The 20762-nt window shown below is 37.4% G+C and carries 17 protein-coding genes; 4 read left to right on the forward strand and 13 right to left on the reverse strand.

All coding sequences use genetic code 11. The features are described from left to right. The first annotated feature begins 443 nt into the window (after positions 1-443). Both ACZ45G_RS00320 and ACZ45G_RS00325 read left to right on the forward strand, forming a co-directional pair. The gene (locus ACZ45G_RS00320; protein ID WP_464174602.1) at positions 444-1757 is read left to right on the forward strand and encodes an MFS transporter; all 1314 of its coding nucleotides are present in this window, start codon (positions 444-446) and stop codon (positions 1755-1757) included. Between the two features lie 529 nt (positions 1758-2286). Further along, positions 2287-2490 carry a cold-shock protein gene (locus tag ACZ45G_RS00325; RefSeq protein ID WP_464174603.1) on the forward strand — a complete coding sequence of 68 codons (204 nt, stop codon included), beginning with the start codon at positions 2287-2289 and terminating at the stop codon, positions 2488-2490. A 539-nt stretch (positions 2491-3029) separates the two neighbouring features. On the opposite strand, the gene ACZ45G_RS00330 is transcribed toward ACZ45G_RS00325, so the two are convergent. The 11 genes from ACZ45G_RS00330 to ACZ45G_RS00380 all read right to left on the reverse strand — a co-directional run bounded on the left by ACZ45G_RS00330 (position 3030) and on the right by ACZ45G_RS00380 (position 13949). Continuing rightward, a complete protein-coding gene (locus ACZ45G_RS00330) occupies positions 3030-3197 on the reverse strand; it encodes a hypothetical protein (protein ID WP_464174604.1) in 168 nt (55 codons plus the stop codon). Next, positions 3194-3454 carry a zeta toxin family protein gene (locus ACZ45G_RS00335; protein WP_464180061.1) on the reverse strand — a complete coding sequence of 87 codons (261 nt, stop codon included), beginning with the start codon at positions 3452-3454 and terminating at the stop codon, positions 3194-3196. The genes ACZ45G_RS00330 and ACZ45G_RS00335 overlap by 4 nt, the downstream gene beginning before the upstream one ends. A 73-nt stretch (positions 3455-3527) precedes the next feature. Further along, positions 3528-3716 carry a hypothetical protein gene (locus ACZ45G_RS00340; RefSeq protein WP_464174605.1) on the reverse strand — a complete coding sequence of 63 codons (189 nt, stop codon included), beginning with the start codon at positions 3714-3716 and terminating at the stop codon, positions 3528-3530. A 770-nt stretch (positions 3717-4486) separates the two neighbouring features. Continuing rightward, positions 4487-5035 carry an imm11 family protein gene (locus tag ACZ45G_RS00345; protein WP_464174606.1) on the reverse strand — a complete coding sequence of 183 codons (549 nt, stop codon included), beginning with the start codon at positions 5033-5035 and terminating at the stop codon, positions 4487-4489. 9 nt (positions 5036-5044) lie between these two features. After that, positions 5045-7246 carry an AHH domain-containing protein gene (locus ACZ45G_RS00350; RefSeq protein ID WP_464174608.1) on the reverse strand — a complete coding sequence of 734 codons (2202 nt, stop codon included), beginning with the start codon at positions 7244-7246 and terminating at the stop codon, positions 5045-5047. A gap of 7 nt (positions 7247-7253) precedes the next feature. Further along, the gene (locus ACZ45G_RS00355) at positions 7254-10694 is read right to left on the reverse strand and encodes an ATP-binding protein (protein ID WP_464174609.1); all 3441 of its coding nucleotides are present in this window, start codon (positions 10692-10694) and stop codon (positions 7254-7256) included. Between the two features lie 10 nt (positions 10695-10704). Further along, entirely contained in the window at positions 10705-11901 is a 1197-nt protein-coding gene (locus ACZ45G_RS00360; RefSeq protein WP_464174610.1) for a hypothetical protein, read from the reverse strand. A 14-nt stretch (positions 11902-11915) separates the two neighbouring features. Continuing rightward, a complete protein-coding gene (locus ACZ45G_RS00365) occupies positions 11916-12611 on the reverse strand; it encodes a hypothetical protein (protein WP_464174611.1) in 696 nt (231 codons plus the stop codon). 43 nt (positions 12612-12654) lie between these two features. Then, positions 12655-12972: a hypothetical protein gene (locus tag ACZ45G_RS00370; RefSeq protein ID WP_464174613.1), complete on the reverse strand. Its 318-nt coding sequence runs from the start codon at positions 12970-12972 to the stop codon at positions 12655-12657. Positions 12973-13452: 480 nt separating this feature from the next. Further along, a complete protein-coding gene (locus ACZ45G_RS00375) occupies positions 13453-13674 on the reverse strand; it encodes a hypothetical protein (RefSeq protein WP_464174614.1) in 222 nt (73 codons plus the stop codon). Between the two features lie 65 nt (positions 13675-13739). Next, a complete protein-coding gene (locus tag ACZ45G_RS00380) occupies positions 13740-13949 on the reverse strand; it encodes a hypothetical protein (RefSeq protein WP_464174615.1) in 210 nt (69 codons plus the stop codon). A gap of 310 nt (positions 13950-14259) precedes the next feature. On the opposite strand from ACZ45G_RS00380, the gene ACZ45G_RS00385 reads away from it, so the two are divergent. Further along, on the forward strand, positions 14260-15441 hold the full coding sequence (locus ACZ45G_RS00385) for a hypothetical protein (RefSeq protein ID WP_464174617.1): 1182 nt from the start codon (positions 14260-14262) through the stop codon (positions 15439-15441). Between the two features lie 2 nt (positions 15442-15443). Then, complete coding sequence (locus tag ACZ45G_RS00390; RefSeq protein WP_464174619.1) at positions 15444-16613, forward strand: hypothetical protein; 1170 nt, start codon at positions 15444-15446, stop codon at positions 16611-16613. Between the two features lie 190 nt (positions 16614-16803). On the opposite strand, the gene ACZ45G_RS00395 is transcribed toward ACZ45G_RS00390, so the two are convergent. Both ACZ45G_RS00395 and ACZ45G_RS00400 read right to left on the reverse strand, forming a co-directional pair. Continuing rightward, the gene (locus ACZ45G_RS00395) at positions 16804-19575 is read right to left on the reverse strand and encodes a DEAD/DEAH box helicase (RefSeq protein WP_464174620.1); all 2772 of its coding nucleotides are present in this window, start codon (positions 19573-19575) and stop codon (positions 16804-16806) included. Then, positions 19575-20762, reverse strand: a complete 1188-nt coding sequence (locus ACZ45G_RS00400; protein WP_464174621.1) for a hypothetical protein — start codon at positions 20760-20762, stop codon at positions 19575-19577. Before ACZ45G_RS00400 ends, ACZ45G_RS00395 begins: the two co-directional genes overlap by 1 nt.

Here is a 20762-nt window from a genome sequence, read left to right on the forward strand (position 1 = left end):
AATATACTGAAACTTAGTAACCAGGTTTTCCTGGTAGCAACAACTGGTTAACTTCTTATAGAAAGTTAACTAGCTTATTTTTTTGAAGGGCAGCGCCAATGACAGTGTATCTACTGCTAAAACTGCTAAAATTCTGTCATTGCTTGGATTCTACATGGCTAATGTGGACAAAGAAAAGTGGTCAGGCCCTGTGATACCTCATTTGTAGGGAAAGATCATATTTTTGAAGGATTCTCAAAGCAGCTCCACAGAACATCTTCCCAAGTAGCGACCATCAATTCGGTAATCAACAACCAACAGCAATATCCAGTGAATCGACCGATGACCGGTGTGGGGGATTTGGGATGGATATCCGGGGACTTTAAAATGCTATTTTTCACAAGGTCTGATATAAGGATAAACATTTCGATACAAGAATTTTTCAAAGGATAGAAATTGAACAAATGGATTTAAAAAAAGATGAAAAAAGAATATTTTCCCTGCATATCCTTTATTCGATTATTGAAGGCATATTGGTCGGAACTGTGGTTCTCAATGAGTTTGTGTTCATTAAAACCCTTAAAGGCTCACAGATGCAGCTGGCAGTCCTGTTCCAGACCAGTGTGATCGTCTTTATCTTTACCGCTCTTATCCATGAGATATTAAAGCGCTACAAAAAGAAACATATCCTCAGGGTAACGGCTTTGATCACCCGGCTGCCACTGCTTCTGGTCATTGCATTCCCCAGGGAAGTCCTCCCGGTAGAAAAAATGCTTTTCTTTCATTACTTGTTTTTGGGAATTTTTCTTTTTTATTATCTGGCCCAGCCCATTGTTTATCCTATCATCAATGATATTCTTAAGAATAATTACACCCATTCGCATTTTGGGACACTTTACAGTTATGCGATAACGACCCAGAAAATTGTGATGATGTTGACGACATTTTTCTTTGGCTGGCTTCTGGATAACGATCCATTTTCTTTTGTTTATATATATCCGATTCTGGGGATACTGGGAATTATTTCCCTGTTTCTTCTCTCCTCTGCAGTAAAGACGGATTACCTGCAATTCGAGGGAAAAATCCTTTCCTTGAGAGAATCGCTTCTCAAGTCATTGAAAGATATGAAGGCCATTATCACTGTCAACAAACCCTATCGTGATTTTGAGCTGGGATTTATGCTGTATGGGTTTTCATTTATGCTGACGGCTTCGATTATTACGATTTTTATGGTTGAAGAATTAAAGCTGAATTACACCAGTATAGCGTTTTATAAAAATTCGTATAACCTGATCGCCATATTGCTGCTGCCGTTTTTTGGCAACCTCATTGACCGGATAGATCCCAGAAAGTTTGCAGCCTTTACATTTTTAACCCTACTCATGCATCTGTTCTTTATGGGGTTGACCCAGTATTCCCCCTATTATTTTGATATGGGAGTGTACCGGTTTTATTACCTGATCGTGATTGCTTATGCCTGGATGGGCTTGTTTGCTGCAACCATGCCACTACTCTGGAATATCGGTTCAGCCTACTTTTGCAGAGATGATGATGCCGGTGCGTATCAGTCTATACACCTTACCATGGTGGGGGTCCGGGCTCTTATTGCACCTCTTTTCGGTATCTGGTTATACCAGTATATCGGATTCAGTGGTGTGTTCGGCCTTGGCGTATGTTTGCTGGCACTAGCCAGCGCTGTCATGTTCTGGTCATTGAGACGGGATAGGTGGAGCAAATGTACGGATTCGAACAGCAAACCTGCTCATTACGAGAGATAACCTTCAAGTTTCCCAAACTCCTCATAAACGCTGGAAATCCTTTTAAATGAGTGGACTGTATCAACTTGGTTAACTTTACAAGAAAAGTTAACCAGTCTCTGTAAATGTCGTCACTGATTCTAAAAAGCCTGCTATCATATCATCTTTTATTTTTCGTAATGGCGGGACATCGATGTGGGGTGGACAATTATTAATAGTCCCAGGGATCACCAAGCAGGAACAACGACTATTGTCAATTCTTGAAATTGTCCAAATAGAGAATGAATTCAGAACAAGCTGGATCTGGTTTTTTTGAACAGCTGTACAAATGAGTTGATGGAAAATTTATAATAGAACTTGCGACACTTTATTGATTAGAAAAAGCTTGACTTCTACCGACAATACTATTTATAGCTATGATTACACGTTTCAAGCAAAGCACATAGGTTGTGCAATTATTTAAGGAGTATATCCCTGACAGCAAAAGCGGAATTACCCTTAAAGTTGAAACGAGTATTATTTTTATTTATTATTACAGGAGATTTTCAGTATGGCCACAGGTACAGTAAAATGGTTTAATGACTCAAAAGGTTTTGGATTTATTGAACAGGAAGACGGCGGGAAAGATGTATTCGTACATCACAGCGGCATCAATTCAGAAGGTTTTAAATCCTTGAATGAAGGGGACCGTGTTTCATTTGATATAGAAGAAGGGCAGAAAGGCCCTGCTGCAACAAATGTAACAGTGCTATAGCCAATTGTTTTATTTGCTTTAAAAAAAGGCATCTTGCTATAAAAATAAAAGATTCTGAACAGGATACCGTTCGGGGTCTTTTTGTCTTTACGAAACCATTTGTTCTCCTATAAAAGTTTCATTCAAGGTATAAGTGCCTCCTCGTTGGTTTTTCTCAATATCCATCCTTGGTGGACTTCCACTCAGCCACCATCACAGTTATGAAAAGAGAAATGGCTCAAACTATCAGAGAGGTTTTAGATAGTTAAAAGGTGATTCCTTCGTCTATTTATTTGGATCATAATCCTTGATATTATTGGTGTTGACTTCGTTTTCCAGTAGTGGGGGGTGCTACATGTCATTCCAATGAGAACTGATATCCATACTGCATATTTTTGGGAAACAGATTTGTGAGATAAAAATCAGTTCTAAAAAAACAAACTGAATAAAAATCCAACAAACCCCTATTGTGCAAAGCAAATATTTCGAGAGGACCGGAGGGGGACCGGAAGATTTCAGGCTCCAATGCTGATATTTGTCTTCATAACTTCAACGGTCGATTATGCTATTCCTGATTTTTGCAGTTTATCCTTGGCTTTCACAAAAATAATTTTACCATCTTTCCAAACGGGGATTGACAGGTCCAGATTGGCTGCTTTCTCAACGGCTTTCTTCGAAGCCCGGTGCATTGCATTTAAAGCCAATTGTGAATTTGATTTTTTTTTCATGCTTTTTCCTCCAAAATCAAGGGTATATCACCGGAATTATCAAAAACCACCCAATCATCAACGATTTGTTTATAATGTTTTTGAAAATTGGCCCATCCGCGATGAAACCTTCTTATGATAACATCTTCAGGAACATTGTGTCCACCTTCAGAGACTCTTGTCCGGACACGTTTGAGTGCCATTTCTTCGCTGGGGAGTTTAAGAAAATATAAAATTACTTCATAACCGGCCTTTTTCCAGTCCTTAATGCTGTCAATACCAGTTTAATCCGCTCAAGGTCGTTTCAAACGCAAAGGATTCTTTATTGGAAACAATAGTATCCATCCTTTTTTAAAAAAATTTGCCAGCCTCTAATGCGACACTTTCAGGGTTAAAGGGTGCAATGCCCCGGGCAATTAAATCTGCATTTAGAAAATTAAGGCACCCGGCTTCATCAGGCAGGAAATTTTCCGCAAAGGTTGTTTTTCCGGCACCATTCGGCCCTGCAATAATGTAACACTTCATTTCAGTCTTAGGCATTTATCTCACCAGTAAAGTTGCCAACAAAAAAATGTAGATTAAGTCTCAATATATCCTCAAATGAATTTAAGAACAAGATTTGTTTGAATTTGTGAAAATAGGATATAAAGATGGTAAAAATTAGGAGGGCTCAGAAAGGTCTTTGAAATAATAGTTTTCCACCGAAGGTTATACTTTCAGGCAAAAGCAGACATTTCAGAGTTCCAGTGGTAATCCTTGCCCGGGATTAAAGTCTGCCGGGAAACAGGGTTTATCCTTGTCCCTGGTGGATGCTTCCAATTTGTTTATCATTTTTATTTACCTACAAATACTTGTAACTCAGGTCAAGAGGTGGGGGATATGGTGGGGGATCGGATTCTCCAAAAATAAAAAAGTTCTCAGAAAATCTCTGAAAGCCTTGCTGTTATTAGTGGTGATCCCACGGGGAATCGAACCCCGGTTTCCGGCGTGAGAGACCCTCGCACCATGGGATTTAGTTTGCAATCAAGTTTCAAAAATCTCCAGACTATTCACCATGTTTAACAGAAAAATGGAATCAATACAAAATCAGAAAAAGTTCAAAAAATCAGAAACAGTAGTTGTAATAACAAATTTTTCTGAGTAATCAGTAATTCTGACACAATCCCATACGCTTCAAATCAAAACTGTTTTTGTTCAGACTATTCCCTGTATCACGAGGGACCGGAGGCGGACCGGAAAAAATTAAGCATGAAGCAAATATCAATCTTTTTTAACTATAGTAGCTCCTCATCTCTATAGTGGGTAGTGAATTAATTTTCCCAGACTTTTATACAATTAAAGCCTAATAAATTTTTATCTGTTATCCGTTTATACAAAACATCTGTAATAAATACATCCATCAAAGAGGTTTGTGGTAATTTAAATATTGGGATATCTTCGATATACTTAGGTTTAAAAATATATTTTATGATATCCATAATACTACCATCCGATTTAAATCTTTTAAAAACTGACTTTTGGTGGTCTAAAGCATCAATAATCGAAGTGACATTATACGCAAAATATTCATCACTTTTATAATTTAAACTAAGAATTTCACCATGTGGTAAAATTAAATCTTCTAAAACAGAGATGGCATTTTTGCTAAATACAGGAACATGCGAGGATAAAAATGGGAAATCACCCTCTAACAAATTCTTATTCAAATGATCATCAAACAATATTTTAACAGATGGCTTCTTCCAATCTTTATCTATCATTGTTCCATCAAACAAATCTAGTAGTTCGTAATCGGTTTCCTCTGAAAATATCAGGTTTTGATAGTTATCCATGTCTGCTTTTAGATTATATACTTTCATTTTTTTCTCCTACAATGGTATCTTCCCATTAGCTAAATCGTCTGATATTCCTTGCAATATTTCTTGAGCTTGCTCTTTATTTTTTGCTTGTTTTAATCTTCTTTCAACCTCAGCGTGATATTTCCCAGTATGTCGTCCATTGTGAATGGTTCCTTTGCCTGCCGCTTCTTTTGATGGTAGCCAAACACCATTGTCAGCAGAGTTGATATCAATTTTAAATTTTTCTAAAAGTCTTCTTGCATTAGTTGCACTATGTTCATTGCCAGCAACAATATGATGAGCCTGATGATCTGGTGCTGGCATTGATTTGCCAGCTTTCTCAAGATTTTTTCCCAATTCTGGTGAGGATGCTTTTACGGTTTGTTTTACCCCTTTTTCAGCGGTGGATTCAACTACTTCCTTTACTGATCTTTCACTTATATTTTGGGATGCTTTACCTACTCCCTTTTTTGATACCTGTTGCCCAGTTTTTTCTACTGCCGTTTGAACCACCTCTTGCGTCACAGCATTCCCACCAGGTTTTTTCACGGCTTGTTCCCCAGTTTCTTTTACAGCTGTTTCCATTGAGTTCTTTGTGGCCATCTTCTTAGTTCTTGATTCAATAAATTCTTGACCAGTTTCCCATGCAATACTTTTGGAGGCTTTTTTAACCCCAAGTTTAGAAACGTTTTTACCTACCTGTTTTGCTCCAGCTCTCACCGTTGTTTTAATACCGGCTTTCGCAATTGTTTTTCCAAGAGCTGTGAAAGGACTTGAAACTCCCAAGGTCACTATTAGTACAGCAATTTCGACGGCATCCATAGCAGCCCAAAAAACATCACCCTTAGTTATTGATCCACCAAGATCATATTTTGCGCCTACATGAACAATACCACCTACAAAAGGTGCATAAGAAATTAATCCATCATTAAACTCACCAGGCTTGATTGTTGTATTCTTAACGTCTGGTAATTCTATTTCTGCCTCTCGCAGAACTTTACCACCAAGTTTATCAACCATTTCTGGTGTGACTGAGCCAGTCGACCCACGAACAGAGTGTAGATCAACATTTTCAAGTGATTGTTCAACCGCATGATGAAAACTTTCAATTGTGGAGGTTGTAACGGTTCCCTCATCATTGATTCCAGATAACCAGCCTAATCTCCAGCCCAAAATCCTATGTTCGACTTGTGAGCCAGTCTCTACATCTGTCCGGGTTGATTTTGTAGTAATGGACTGTATTGTGGAATGGTGTGTTTCAGCATATGGCTGTGCACTATTTAGCAATTTAATTAAAGCATCTTCAGGTACAGACTGTTTAACTCTATCAGGCATTTGTTCCATAAGTGCTTTTTCATTGATAACTGGAAATTCGTCATTGGGGCCAAGACCAGTTGATGCCTGAATCTGTTCAGGCTTTGTATGTTGTTCTTTTTCTGGAAGAATAGGAGTCGAATGGTCTTGTTGGATGGTTGGAACATTTCCGGGAACTTCAGAAGCATTAACTAAAAAACTGCTTTGTGATTTTTGTTCGACCCGAGTTCTGATTTCTGTGTTGCTCGATATTGTTGTTTCTTTGAAACTAGTTCTTTGTTTAAGTATACCAAGTTTTTCAATATTCTCTTCACGAGAAACCACTGAGTTGTCAGTTTCATTCTCCATGCCTGGCTGCGTAACTACATCTGTATATTCAAGTGTGATGTTTCTTTGAATATGCGCTTTTAGATGTGGGTTTAGTTTATATTGGATTAAATAGGGTCTCAGCAAAGACAGTGTTAAATAGTCAAACACATCAATTACAGATAGAAACAAACTACCCATATCTGGAATTTCACCATTCCTAATTTGCCCAGCTACATCAAGGAAGTTACCGTAGTTTGCATAACGTTCCTCAGCTACAAATTGTTGTGTTAAAATCGTCCTCTTTTGGGTTTCATCATTTAAGGTTGAGGTGACATCACTAATAATTTCTTCTGGTCCTTGTGTGAGATATATCCTATCTACACCTTCACCTTGAATGACAATTTGCTTTTTATCATGGGATGTTTCAACCTCTTGAGCTGTTTCGGGTATCAATTTTGATTGGTCTTCAGAGGCACCAAGCATAGCAAAGCCTGTTCCTATGTTTGCCAAATATACCAAATCAATAATAGATGGATCACCACCATCTGCTACTCTCTTAGTAGCAAAAGCACCATAGCTAACAGTTTTTGCTATTGATATTGGTTCCATAGTTGACTTATTCCTTTTCAGTTTCGGAATTATATTTGGCCACGGCTTTAACTAACGTCCCTAAAGCGAGCCCTGCAAGCGATTTATACTCTTGGTCATTCGTCCGATATTGTGTCAGTAAACGTGCCCCCAATTCAGAAAAAACATTTGTACTGTAAGGTGAAGATAGAACCAACGCCTTACTATATTTAGAAAGCTCTTTGTATAAGTTTGTCCAATCTAATTCAGAGGATTCCTTGTCCGCTTGGATTGCAAGTGTTATTTCTTTATGAAAACGTCCTGATGGCTCATTTATATGCAATCCAATTAAAATGCTCAAAAAGTCTACAGGAATACTTTCCTCCGAGACTATAGAAATTACTCCAAGCCCAAGAGATTCTGCCCGTAATATAGCTAATTCTTCAGCATAGTCATTCCCAGAAATCCATTTTCTGAGAAATGAAGCCGATAAGGAAATGAGGTAACCTGCTTGAGCTGGAGATAGTACGCGCTTACCAGGATCAAGTTCATAGCGAATTAAATATTCATGCAAGATATGCAGCCCTGCAACAATAAATGTCCATTCACTTCCGGCAGGTTCAATACGCGCCTGATGTTCTATGTTTGTTCTTAAATTTTTAACACCATCAGAGCCTATTGATAATGCAGTTGAGAGCACACCATGTACTAACTGGTACGCGAGAATTTGATGACTATCCGATAAAAAGGTAGTCATTGAATCCGACTTTTTTATTCCGAAACACTCCAGTTTTCTTATCAAACTAAGATCTACATTATTATTAGTATTTTCTATTTCATCTAACTTGCATTCAGGGACTTTAATTTTTAACGGTGCATGAAGACCCTCAAAATATGTTGTCGCTTGTCCTGGCTCATGGCGTGCTAAATCACGTATTTGCAATTCTTCAAGGGTCATAGTTGTACCAACAATCTCCCGATCATCCTTTGCAACTAAGCGATGGACTATTTTAACATCGGTGTTTTTTAAAACATCGGAAATCAACTTGGAAGGGATCTGGTCCACAATCATAATACCTTGACCATATGAACGAATTTCGGATAGAATGTCAGCGAATACTTCAACACCTTTGGCCTTGCTATTACTTCCGTGCTCACCCTGTCCTTCAGGTTTTGAGAGTAACCGATGTGCTTCTTCAATTACAAGAAGATGTTCAAGTCCGTCGGGGCGTTTGCCTGACAAATGTTGGGATTCTCTGTATTCATATAGTTTAATTAAGATCAGGGCCATTACAAAAGATTTTTCCTCATTGTCAGCAAATGGCCAAATCTCTAAGACGCAAGGTTTTTTAAGCAGCCAATCCATCGAAACTGAGTTCCTAGTATCAAGGAGTTGCCCTTTTGTCCCTTTCGTCAGGCTTGTTAAACGTGCGCGTAATGCCCCCAACAGGCTTCCTCCATAATCAGTCATGCTTGGAAAAAAACCTTCAATCGCTTCTTGTACTAGTGGAATTAGATCTGACAGTTGGGGAAGAAAAAGATCCCGAATAGGGCCACTAACTGGTACTCCGAGTTGTTTTGCTGATTGTTCAAGTAATTCATTTTTTCCGCTACCCAGATCCCATCCAAAAGCCTCATAGACACGATAGATAATGTCCTCTAAAATATACGGCATACTTGAATACATACCAAGAGATGCGTTAAATGCAGCTTTAAGATGATCAATATGTGATATGAGACCAACTTCTTGTTCAAAATCAAATGGATTAAGTGCAAGGGTAGAACCAGTCTGGTGGCCAAGAGTGAAAACTTGTAAATCAGGGATTTTATTTTGTAGATGCCGATACTCAGACTTAACAGGTTCGATAACAAGGAATGGTATCTTCAGCTCTTCCCAAGCCTGCAATAGCAGGTATCGCATTGTATTACTTTTACCAGATCCGGTTGCACCTGTCACAAAACAATGACGGTTTAGCTGCTCGGTCGTTATATAGACTGGATTTGATGTTTCTACCGAACGGTCAACTATGCATCCCAATTTGATTTTTTTAGTTTGAGATTTAAATATCGACTTCCCCTGAGAACGGCCGTAGTCAGTTATCTCTTCTACGGGTAGATATGGTACTTCATAAAAAGGCAGTCCGGCAGTCACGGCTAATTCAGATGAAGTCATATAGGTGTATAAACCTGTGTATCCGGCACCAAGGAGATGATTCTGTTCATATGAATCATTAGCCACAGAAAATAGGTTTACTGAATTTTGGACCTTATAAGACCGAACTGGATCAATATGGCTTTTCTCGCCGCTGATCATACCTGCGTATATCCGGGAAGCTTTTTCACATGTAGACAAGTCTCGTGACAGGATTGTTGTCCCAACTTTCCACATTCCTATGCCACGGCTATTTTGTGTACGTTGAGACATTTCATCAAGCTGCCGAACGATATTCTCGGCCGTTTTGCTAGTTCGTTCATTCGTAATTGAGCCTGTTTCTGTTTTTCCGTCAGTAACATTATCCCCGTAAGTTTTCTGGTGTGAGCTACCTGACTGCTGTTGTGTCGACGTACCAGTGGTGTTTTGTTTTAGTGCTTTGTCTCCACCAGACGCAAATGCTTTTAAATTTTGTTTAACACGATCGCCAAGATTACCTTTTTGATGCGGAACACCAGCGGATTCTTGTGTTCCTGTCATTTCTGATTTCTGAGTCCCGTCGGTGAATGAGTTTGACCAGCCTTGAGTGTTTTGATAACTTGAACTGTATTGAAGAGAAGCCTTTTTTAATAAATTTGCCTGGTCATGAAGTTGTTCAATTCTAACTTGAAAATCGGATAATTCGTTATCAAGTAATGGTGTCGCCACAACAGCAACAGCAAATTCTTGCCCGTTCATTGCATCTAACAGTCGCTCAACTCCAGCTGTAGCGTCAATTGGGGGTGAATCGTTTGTGTCTTTACTCTGTGATACTGAAGGAACTCCTTTTATAATATGCTTTTCAGGAAGTCCAATTATATTTTTTATGTATGTTGCTTTCTCCTCTCCATGCATTTGTTCAAATACACAGCCTGGTAAAATACCTCGAAGACTATATTGGAGAGCCTTAAATACCTTTAAAAGTTTCTCATGATCTTTTTTATTATTAACATGGAGCCCGAGGCAGAGATCAGTTTGGTCATCTATGACAGACAAAAAATAGATGAATGGTGTGCCAAAAACATGTAAAATTCTGTAAAATTCTTCAAGTGCTTTCGCAATATTTTCTCGTTTTCTATATTTTATCCCCGTAATTCTGATAAGGCGAAAATGTTCTATCGTTGGTATTTCTGTAATTTCATCCCTTGGTAAATCGGTAGATAAATATTCACCGATGCGTCGTCTTTCTATAGCATTCTTAAAATCATCAAGCATTGACCAGATGCGCGAAAGAGATTCAGTCTCAGACAATTTATCGGTATGTTTAATTGTTCTTTCTTCTGGATCAATATCATTCATAAACCACCTATTAGTTGTTACGCATAATGCTATGCTGCCAAAGGGATAGAGGTATCGTTTGTCCAAAATTCCAATCTATTCGCCCACCCTCCATCTCACTAAATTTTTTTATTGCCTCTTTGGCCAAAGAAGTATTAAGCCAGCCAGACAATAAAATATTCTCTACAGCGTCTGGAATGGTTTGTGATATACATTTAACAAAATTATCGATACGAAGATCAGATGGAATAATCTGGCGAGTGTCGCCTTCATCAGTAAAAAAGTCTCTCGGTTGATTCCTCAATAACATCAATTTTATTTCCTTTTCGAATCCGGAGGAATTTACACTGTTTTTAAATTCAGGAGAATACTTTTTAACAATATGCCTTAACCAATTACGTAATGACCATTCGGGAAAAAATCTCCAATGTAGCTTCCCACGTAGTACAATACCAATAGCCAATCTATCCATCGTCAGATCGATGTGAATTGTTCCAGCGCATACTAAAGTCACTTCATTCCGATTTATAGTGGGCTCTTTTATCTCTAAGTCACAAAATTTTTTAAAATTAATAATATCATTGTGATTTGTATACAATATGATTTGACATTTAAGTTCCTCTGGATCTACGTCATAATAATCGCTAAGTTCTGTAACTATGGATACATTCCCTTGATCATAATCAAAGAGTGATCGACCTCTGATCGGGATCGTTTCCCATGTGGTGTTATCATCAGATAATCGCTCAAAAGCGATTGCATAACCATCAATATATTCGATAGCAATCGGTCTGGGAACATTTGTTGTCTCAATTAAATTTAATGGATTTTCAGTGATATTTTTGGATATGTCGCCTTCATAAGAGAGAAAAAAATCGGAAAGATCAACATAAGGATATACTTTCGAATCTATATCAATATTTATAGGTAATAACATTTTATCATGTAAAGAACATGCTTGTATTGCAGTCTGAAGGAATGGTTCATTCTCTAATTGAGTTCTCCATTCCTTTCGAATTTTTGTTGCTTCGCCAATAAAACGAAGGGTATGATCGACATGGGACCAAGGTACCGGCGAATTTGTATTAGTTAGAGAATTGTTTTTTGATAAATTAAAAATAGCGTGGTCGATATTTTTGTTGGTGGCCTTGTAAATATCTTCACAAAAAGCACGGTGCTTATTCATCTCGTTTTCAATACCTTGAAAACATTTCTCCCATTTGTTCATCACGAAATTTCCATTTAGTCACATTTCTTGACAAGTTCCTTAAGTTTATGAACTATAGCCTCTATATTGGAAGATAGTTGGTTCATCTTTTTTTCTTTTTCTTTTTTATTACGGTTGAGTAGACTGTTTTCGGTAATGCTTTCTATGAAATCAGAATTTGGGATTGTTTTATTTAAATCTTCAATTATAGCATTTAGCAATCTTTTATTATTCTTTTTTTCTTCAGAAAGTTTTTCAGCGTGTCCTTGCCTTAAACTATCAATTTTATCTTGGTAGTCATTGCTTTGATTATATAATGTTTTTTGATAGTCACTATCACGTTTAGCTATTTCCGTAGAAAGTTTTTCAGAGTATTCTCGCTCTAAATTTTTAATTTTATCTTGGTATTTATTATTTTGGTTAGTAAGTTTTTTCTGGAAGGAGCTTTCATGTTCAGCCATATCAGCATTTTGTAGTATGCACAAAAGCTGATTGTCCATAAAATCGAGATTTTGTGTAATTTCATCGCTGTTCTTTTTTAATATTGCTTTAAGCAAATCCAGACGCTGTTCTTTTGATAAGTCTTTTGGAAGTTTTTCCCATACAGAATTCGATTCAACATAAGCAGACACAAGTTCTTGTCTAAGTCGGCGTTTCTCCTGTAAAAGCAGTTCAAAAGCAGCGCGATTTGCTGATAAAATTTCAAAAGCTCGATTTATACCCGCATCCATAGTGCTAATATTCCCAGTTGCTTTCAGGTTTTTATTCGTCAACTTATTTAGATTCGGTTACACTTTTAGACGTATTACTTTGTTTTCCTCCAATAGTTTCCACTTGTTCTGGTGAAACTAACTGGAATGATTGACGCCAATGATCAATATATGTATCTCGGACGAGTTCGATAATGTTAATTGAAAAATCTTTAGCAGTTTCACCAAGGCTCAAACTTGATATCGCCGAATCAATTTCTTTGATATCTTTTTTGAAAAAAGCTAAAAGCTCACTGCGTAATGTTGCCTGCTGTCCAAGAACCCATTCGATACATTCTTTATTATCTGATAAACTTTTCAGTTGCTCATTAATTTTTTCCATGTCGCTCACCTTACCCTCCATTTTTATTTAATGAAAACTTCCTTAGTAATGCTAAATTTAAATTAAAAAAGCAAATTTAAATTTTTGACCGTTAGAGTCTTTCATGTATTGAAATATCTGTCAATACATGCGCAGTGGATCTGTAACCATATTTTGATGTTACAAAGCAATCGTGATTTTTTAAAATGCTGACAAATCAAACTGTATTATTCCGTCCATACACAAGAACTGGTTAACTTTCATCTATAAGTTAACCAGTTCTTTTCGGGTAGGTCAGTAATCAGAAGCGCCCCCAAATCCACCAAATCCACCAATTCCCCCTATTTCCCAAGCTCATTAAGTAATACAAACGAAACAGCTCCTACTCAGTATTGGGTTAGCAAGTAATATAATTTTTCCCCTGTCGCCGCCATGTATATATGTTGTGGTTGGTTCAGAAACCAAAAGTCATGAATGACGGTGAAGAATGATGCCCTCCAATTATATTTTAGAGGGCACCACAATGGATCTCTTTTTATATTCTGGGTGACTTGGGTTTAGTTGATTTGAATGGTTATTTAAATCAGAATTAGTGGGTCGATAATCATCATCAATTCGGTCTTCCCAATCTTCTGGCCTAAAATCGTCCTCTCTACTCTGCCAATATGCATCGTTATTTGGATTGCATTGATTGGCATGGTTGTCATTATTGTTTTTACTCATAGTGGAATCCTTTTTTTTTGTTCATTTCAAAAAACTTCTCACATTCAACAGCTCACAAAAATAGATCAGTAATCGTCTTTACACAGCGGCCAATCGTATCCACCGTTCGGATCGATGTATTCTTTTTGTTGCTTTGATTCCCACCCCATCTCTTTCAATAAAGCTTTCCAATTCTTTGGACGTTTTTCATAACCCAAATCTTGCCAAAAAGACTTATTGTTGGGGTTTTTGCCATTCGCATGGCGAGAATTGAACTTAAGATTTTTTTCAGACATAACAGCGTCCTCCATATAAAATGGTTAATAAAAAATAACAATTATATGTAGAACCGCTGAAAATCAGATGATTGACGTGACAATACCCAAAGATTTCCACTTTAAATAACGATGCTCCGAAGCGCTTATAGACGGTCCATTGCCATTGATATTAAAGCTACGGACTAACGATTTCTTCTTAACAAACCAAACTGTTATATGTCAAATACTTTTAAAGTAGGGCTTAGGTCCAATTCCAAAAGGATCTTTCATTTTCTCCACGTATGGGTAAAATGGTTTTGAAACAATCATTATTATCTGTGAGGGAAAAATGGAATCAAAAATAATCAGTTTCACACGAAAAGAGCTGTATGATCAGGTGTGGTCTATACCTATGATAAAGCTTGCAAAAAAATATGGGTTGTCAGGTCGTGGCCTATCAAAAATCTGCAACAAACATGATATCCCCTGTCCTCCACGTGGATACTGGGCAAAACTTCAGGCAGGTAAAAAGGTTAAAAAAATTCCACTGCCCTCAACTGAAAGTACAGACGCTATAAGGCTCGAAGATTCTCCTGGTGAAAAACCAGAAAAAAAGATTGCTGATGACTTTGTTGAGAAAAATAAAATCGAGTCAATTCCTGTCAAAAAAACTTTAAAAGGGGCTCACCCCTTAATCAAAAAGACATCCGATTATTTTAAAACGGTTTCGAAAAAAGTAGATGAAATGCTGGAGCCGCCAATAGATAAATATCTTGATATTACAGTTTCCCCAGGGGCTCTTAGAAGAGGTCTCCTCATCATGGATGCTGTTATTAGAGTGCTTGATTCAAAAGGTTTTCCTGTTGTCATTGAAAACTCAAGAACCCAGGTTAAAATCTTTGATATAAGTATTCAAATCCAGCTGAAAGAAGAATACAAAACTGTTCCCAAAAAACCTAAAGATCACAATTTAGAATGGAATTATCAATTTGGATATACGAATAAGTATAGCCCCTATAGTTATGATAGAATTCCTTCTGGTGTTCTGTGCCTTTCTATAGACGAATGGGTTGGTGGACCAGGAACCCAGCAGAAAAACTGGCGTGATATAAAGTCAGCAGTTCTTGAGGACCGATTACCTAAGTTTATTTCAGGCCTGATACAAATCGCTGCAATAAAAAGTGAAGAAACCAGACAGCGAAAAGAAGAAGAACGATTAAGGGAAGAACACAAAAAAATCCTTCAGCAGAAAGTAGATGAGTACAATTTTGAAAAAGAGCGTGTTTCTGGCTTGCTTGAAGATTCCGACAACTGGAACAAGGCTTTTGTATTAAGGCAATACATCGCCGAGGTTGAAAAATGCTTAAAAAATGGAGAGAGTATCTCATTTATAGAAGGGAGTGTTGAGGCTTGGATGGAATGGGCTAAAAATCAGGCAGATCGGCTTGATCCCTTGAATGATAGTCCACCCTCAATTCTGGATCATGCTGAAGAACTTGAAAGAGCCAGTCAAAGGCAGAGCTGGTGGTAAGTATGAAAACTGCAAAAACACCACAGGATCTGAAACCCTTCATAGAACTCTGCAAAGCTGGTAAATTATTCGAGGTGCAAAAATGGATTGAAGATGGCAAGCCTTTTCTTCTTCCAGATCAAAAGGCAGGCACAAGGTGGAAATCGCCATTAGAATATACAATGGAAAGAGGATTTCATAGCCTTGTCCAGGTTTTGCTTGAAGCTGGTACACCGGTTTCTGTTTTCAGATACGATGCCTTATCACATGCAATTGAACTGAAACGCCTGGATCTAATCAAACTTCTTGCAAAGCACGGTGCGGATCTTAAATCAGCTTGTATGGTTCAAGTCTTTGAAACCTGGACACCGGAAATCATGGACTATTTCATTGAAAATGGAGCTGACCTTGAAACAGATTCTCCTCTTGCAGTCGCTCTGACATGGCGTATCAAGACAGCACTGGGAGTTTATAAAAGGTATAAAGATAGTTTTCCGTCCTTTAAGGATCAATTGAATATTGCACTCAGATGTCACTGTAAGGAAGGCGATACAAAATGGGCGTCATTATTGCTTTGGGCAGGAGCCGATCCCTACAGCCATGGTCCCTATGATGTACATGATGATGTGGGTTACGATACAAGTGCTTTTGAACAGGCTATTTTAGGACGCCACAACGAGATTCTTGAACTGAAGAAGATGAAGATCAATCTTAAAAGGCCTGAAATAGCAGATGTTTTTGAATCTGCATGTAGATTTGCCAGATTCGAATCTGTTGAGAAGATGCTTGACCAAGGTTTCAAACCAACTATGATGGAAGATCCATCAATCGTCATACAGATCCTTCTTGATTCCATTGACTGGGACTATAGCAATTTATTTTCTGAAAACAGAAAAAGAAAGAATATCGATACTTATGAAACAAAACAAAAGATGAGACTCATTCATCTGCTGGCGAGACACGGTTTCAAGTGGACGCCAAAAGATAGGTCTGAGATTGCCTCGGCAAGAAGATCCCTTTTGAAAATGAAACCAGATTATACAATGGAATTTATCTGGATTATGGGGGGATATGACGCCTGCAAAGTGGAGGATATCAAAGAGCTGATAAGGACACCAACAATGAGCTTGTTGATTTCTGAGCATCGATCCAGGCTAAAAGAGTTACTGGCGAGTTTTAAAAAACCTGACTAACTTCCATGTAAAAATCGAAGAATTTGGCTAAAAATCTGAGATCGAAGAATTCCGATTATCGACTAAATTTGATGTTAGAAGTGGCAATTCATCTCCAGAAATGCCATTAAGTTAAATCGCATCATATGTTCAATCGATATTCAACTCAAAATAAAATCTGAGTAAGAGATTATATAGGTTTAAGCTACAATTATACGTTGAGGCAGTTTAAAAATTCCTCTGATTTTACATTCATGTTTTTTGATGGTTTTAAAACATCTCGAGCAAGGTCCTCTTTTGATTTTAATAATTCATCAAGTTTTTTTTCAAAGGTTTGAAATCGATCATCAAAAATAATCGGATAATATACCTTAACAGGTCTTATTTGCCCGATCCTGTGAACACGATCCGTTGCTTGGTTTTCTTTGGCTGGGTTCCAAGGGCGTGTATAATGAATTACATGGTTAGCTTCGGTGATATTTAAACCGACTCCGGCAACTTGATGTCCTAAAATAATGATATTAAACCCTTCTTTTTCTGAGAATATGTCAATTACTTGTTGCCTGTTTGCATTTAATTCGCCATTGATAATATCTGGAAGTAGATGGAATCTTTGTTGAATCTCATCGCGTAGTATCCGTTGGATTTTTTTGAAATCTGTGAAGATAATAACTTTTTCAGATTTTTTTTTAATCTCAGAAATAATATCCATAGTCTCATTCAACTTTGGACATGAAATTTTGGTGGACCCGTTAGAGAGCTCTTCTACAGCAGAAGGATGTGCACATGCCATACGAAGCTTTTGAATCGCTCCCAAGGCCGCTTTCCCACCACCCGCCTTTCCATCTCTGGCAATTTTACAATAAATATCAAACTGTTCCTTACCAAAAACTGTGGGCCTAACAATTATCTCTTTTTGAGGCAGATCTTTTAAAATATCTGATTTCAATCTTCGAAGATAATACCCTTGAATTTCATTCAACAACCTTTTGACATGAACATCTCGGTTGTCATCATCCTCATTAATAATAGGACGTTCATATTCTTTTCTAAAATCAGCCCAACTTTTTAACAGGCCAGGTTGAACAAAATCCATAATACACCAAAATTCAATCAATCCATTCTCAACAGGGGTCCCGGATAGGGCAACCCGATGTCTAGATTTTAATGCTTTAACAGCACATGTTCTTTGAGTTGTTGGATTTTTTGCATACTGAGCTTCATCACAGACAACCATATCCCATGAAATGGTACCCAACCTGGCCTGATCCCGTCTTAAAGTGTCATACGTTGCTAAAATAATGTCAAATTTATTTAGAAAATCCTCGGAGAAAATTCGATGTGGTCCGTCATACCTATAAATTGTTAATTGGCCATTTGAGAAAGAGGCAATTTCTCTTTCCCAATTTTCAATCAAAGTTTTCGGCAAGATAACTAAATGTGGGCCTTTAGTCTTTTTTTCAGATTTTAATTTTAAACAATGAGTTATTACTTGTACCGTTTTCCCTAAACCCATATCATCTGCAAGGAGGCCTCCGATAGATCTTGTGGACAGCCTGTTAAGCCATCGATAGCCAATCAACTGATGAGGGTGAAGAGTACCATTTAAAGTTTCAGGAGGAGAAATGTCTGGTAAATCTGTTGGTAAAATTGATGGAGTTTCAAGGTGTGTCTCTTCTGAATAGCCTAAAACTTCCACATTTTCGATAATATCGAGAATACTTCCAGGTGGAATTTTCAGAGTACCGTCAGGTTGCGCTTCAAATTCTTTAATACTTTCTTCAAAGTTTTCGAATTCATCAGGATCTATCCGAACCCAGTCTCCTTCATCAGTTTGCACAAATTCATCACCGGTTTCTTTTGCTTTTTGGGCAAGCTTTTTTAAGGTTTCAGGGGATAATTGAGTATCTGGGGTTGTTTCATTATCTTCGCCTGGTGACCAGTCATCCAATTTGACTTTAGGTATTCCATCAAACCACCCGCCAGTCGATTTGTTTACATGTAAATAGGGTCTTGAATTATATACCTTAGTTCGTATTCCCTTAACTCTTTTACTAAAAAGAGACAGATCAAATCCATCAGGAATTATTTGCTCGGGTGTCGTCAATAATCGCGGAATATCTTGGCCTTTAATTTCTCCTCTCTCAGGAAGTTTGGATAAGTTTTGTCTGGCTTTTTTATCGATTACAATACGATTGCGTTTATTATCAGCTCCTGGCTTTGTTAAAACAGAAGGAGGAGTGTCTTGGATAAGCGATTGAGGATCATCAATGCCATACTCATCAAGTTTGACATCTTTGAAATTAGGAATAAGGGTAAGATTACCTGATTCTTCTTCTTTTAAATCTAAACCAACGTCTGTTTGAAACTCATAGTTTTCTGTCTGAAGGTACTTATCAATTTTGGCATCAATCTCTTGGGCTATCTTTTTTGTTTTTGCTATATATAATATCCGATCATCAAGATCCCACGAATCTTTTCTATCCTGGGCGGCTTCAAAAACTGAAGCTTGATCACCCGTTAAGGGAATAATTTGGTCTTCATTAAGATAAAAAACTTGTCCATAACGAGGGTAATCTTTTTCGTTTAATGAACCTACATCTGGGTGATGTGCTTGGGCAGTTATTTTAAAATTTTTGTCACCAATATGGGAATTGGTTTTTAGCTCGACAGGTAGTTTTTCTGGAATGGGCAAATTAATGGCATCAAATATATCTTGATCTTGAGTTGAGTCTAATTTTTGATAAACATCATAAGAAACGAGCCAATGATTATTGTCCACAGCTTTAATTAAGTCTTCCTCCCAAAGACTTTCTAAAGCAGACCATTTACCACCCTCATGAAGCAGCCCAGAAAGAACATCAGGTTCGTTTTTATTTAAAGGGAATACTGGGGCTTTTTTCCCTTCAAAAAATACATTAATTCCTTGTGGTGAATAATTAATCTTGATTTGATCTTTCTTTTTTTTTGAAAAGAGTTTCATCATCTCCTCAGAAGGCTATTTATAATTGGTTGGGTTTTATATTCCCAATTTTCACGATGAATTATTCTACCATTCCAGTCTGACAGTGTTATCGTTTCGTTGATACTCTTATAGTCTTCAGGCTTACCATCACTTACATTGCTGCGCTTCCAAAACTGTTTGAAGATTGAATTAGGATAAACATAGGCAGCATTACCGACTTTTTTAAATTCAACAACACCAAATTTGCCAAAATCTATTAGAAACCCTTGACCAGACAGAATTTCTTTTACCTGTAAAACATGATCTGAAGAAACATAAATTTTCCAGAAATCGGCCCTTTCCCCTTCAAAAAAAGATTCTATATGATGGAGCATTATCCATTTGTTAAATTGACGTATAGCGTCCTCTGACACTTTGCTCCAAAAGGTAGTCTCCGTTTCGATTAGTTTTTTTGAAGTAAAGGGTGCTCCAAAGCTGCTATATATCAAAGAGGCTATTTGATTGTCCCACAATTTTATATCTGGCAGAATGTTAAGATAGTGTTGGCAAAACCGTTTTAAATAACCAGCATTTGTTGCATCTGTATATTCATTAAATACCCTGACAGGGAGTTCTTTTTTGAGACTGTTTTTCGAGCAAATGCATAGAAACCATCGCCAGGCTGTTTTCCACAAGCCATAATCATTTTCAATATGACTTTCAGATAGATAGGCATCAAAGTTTTTATACTGGTCCTTTTTCTGATATTTTTTAATCAATCCTCTTACGAGCTTGTCGCTCATGAACCATTCAGTTATATGCGGAGAAATGTTTTTATTATCTAAGAGCACTTTGAAGCTTTTAATAGAAATAAGATTTTTCAAAGTATTTTCTAACAGATCGTGAGGATATTTCTTTATGAGTTTGAACCACCCTCTCAGAATAATCTGATTCCGGGGACGTATTAAAAGTACCTTTGACGCTTTATTATTTATTTCATCGTCAGTGCTTGAACACAGCAGTTCAAGGCATACTTTGATTTCTTTAGAATCAAATTTAAATGCTAGTTCTGACAATTTTTCATTGGGACATTGTTTAAGCTTTTCTTTTACCTGGTTAAGAACTGATTCTTCTAATATGATTTCTTTTCCCGAACGATTGGGATGTTCCTCCCTTATTCGAGTTAGAATCTTTTCTAAATGCAAAGGTTTGAAGTTGAATTCCAT

The organism is Desulfoconvexum algidum (genome assembly GCF_055382125.1).

What these genes read in the sequence shown, in the direction of transcription:
- ACZ45G_RS00400 (WP_464174621.1), bottom strand. Translation starts at nt 20,762, where the DNA reads ATGGAATTCAACTTCAAACCTTTGCATTTAGAAAAGATTCTAACTCGA.
- ACZ45G_RS00395 (WP_464174620.1), bottom strand. Translation starts at nt 19,575, where the DNA reads ATGAAACTCTTTTCAAAAAAAAAGAAAGATCAAATCAAGATTAATTAT.
- ACZ45G_RS00385 (WP_464174617.1), top strand. Translation starts at nt 14,260, where the DNA reads ATGGAATCAAAAATAATCAGTTTCACACGAAAAGAGCTGTATGATCAG.
- ACZ45G_RS00325 (WP_464174603.1), top strand. Translation starts at nt 2,287, where the DNA reads ATGGCCACAGGTACAGTAAAATGGTTTAATGACTCAAAAGGTTTTGGA.
- ACZ45G_RS00360 (WP_464174610.1), bottom strand. Translation starts at nt 11,901, where the DNA reads ATGAACAAATGGGAGAAATGTTTTCAAGGTATTGAAAACGAGATGAAT.
- ACZ45G_RS00355 (WP_464174609.1), bottom strand. Translation starts at nt 10,694, where the DNA reads ATGAATGATATTGATCCAGAAGAAAGAACAATTAAACATACCGATAAA.
- ACZ45G_RS00345 (WP_464174606.1), bottom strand. Translation starts at nt 5,035, where the DNA reads ATGAAAGTATATAATCTAAAAGCAGACATGGATAACTATCAAAACCTG.
- ACZ45G_RS00350 (WP_464174608.1), bottom strand. Translation starts at nt 7,246, where the DNA reads ATGGAACCAATATCAATAGCAAAAACTGTTAGCTATGGTGCTTTTGCT.
- ACZ45G_RS00370 (WP_464174613.1), bottom strand. Translation starts at nt 12,972, where the DNA reads ATGGAAAAAATTAATGAGCAACTGAAAAGTTTATCAGATAATAAAGAA.
- ACZ45G_RS00320 (WP_464174602.1), top strand. Translation starts at nt 444, where the DNA reads ATGGATTTAAAAAAAGATGAAAAAAGAATATTTTCCCTGCATATCCTT.
- ACZ45G_RS00380 (WP_464174615.1), bottom strand. Translation starts at nt 13,949, where the DNA reads ATGTCTGAAAAAAATCTTAAGTTCAATTCTCGCCATGCGAATGGCAAA.
- ACZ45G_RS00375 (WP_464174614.1), bottom strand. Translation starts at nt 13,674, where the DNA reads ATGAGTAAAAACAATAATGACAACCATGCCAATCAATGCAATCCAAAT.
- ACZ45G_RS00390 (WP_464174619.1), top strand. Translation starts at nt 15,444, where the DNA reads ATGAAAACTGCAAAAACACCACAGGATCTGAAACCCTTCATAGAACTC.
- ACZ45G_RS00330 (WP_464174604.1), bottom strand. Translation starts at nt 3,197, where the DNA reads ATGAAAAAAAAATCAAATTCACAATTGGCTTTAAATGCAATGCACCGG.
- ACZ45G_RS00340 (WP_464174605.1), bottom strand. Translation starts at nt 3,716, where the DNA reads ATGCCTAAGACTGAAATGAAGTGTTACATTATTGCAGGGCCGAATGGT.
- ACZ45G_RS00365 (WP_464174611.1), bottom strand. Translation starts at nt 12,611, where the DNA reads ATGGATGCGGGTATAAATCGAGCTTTTGAAATTTTATCAGCAAATCGC.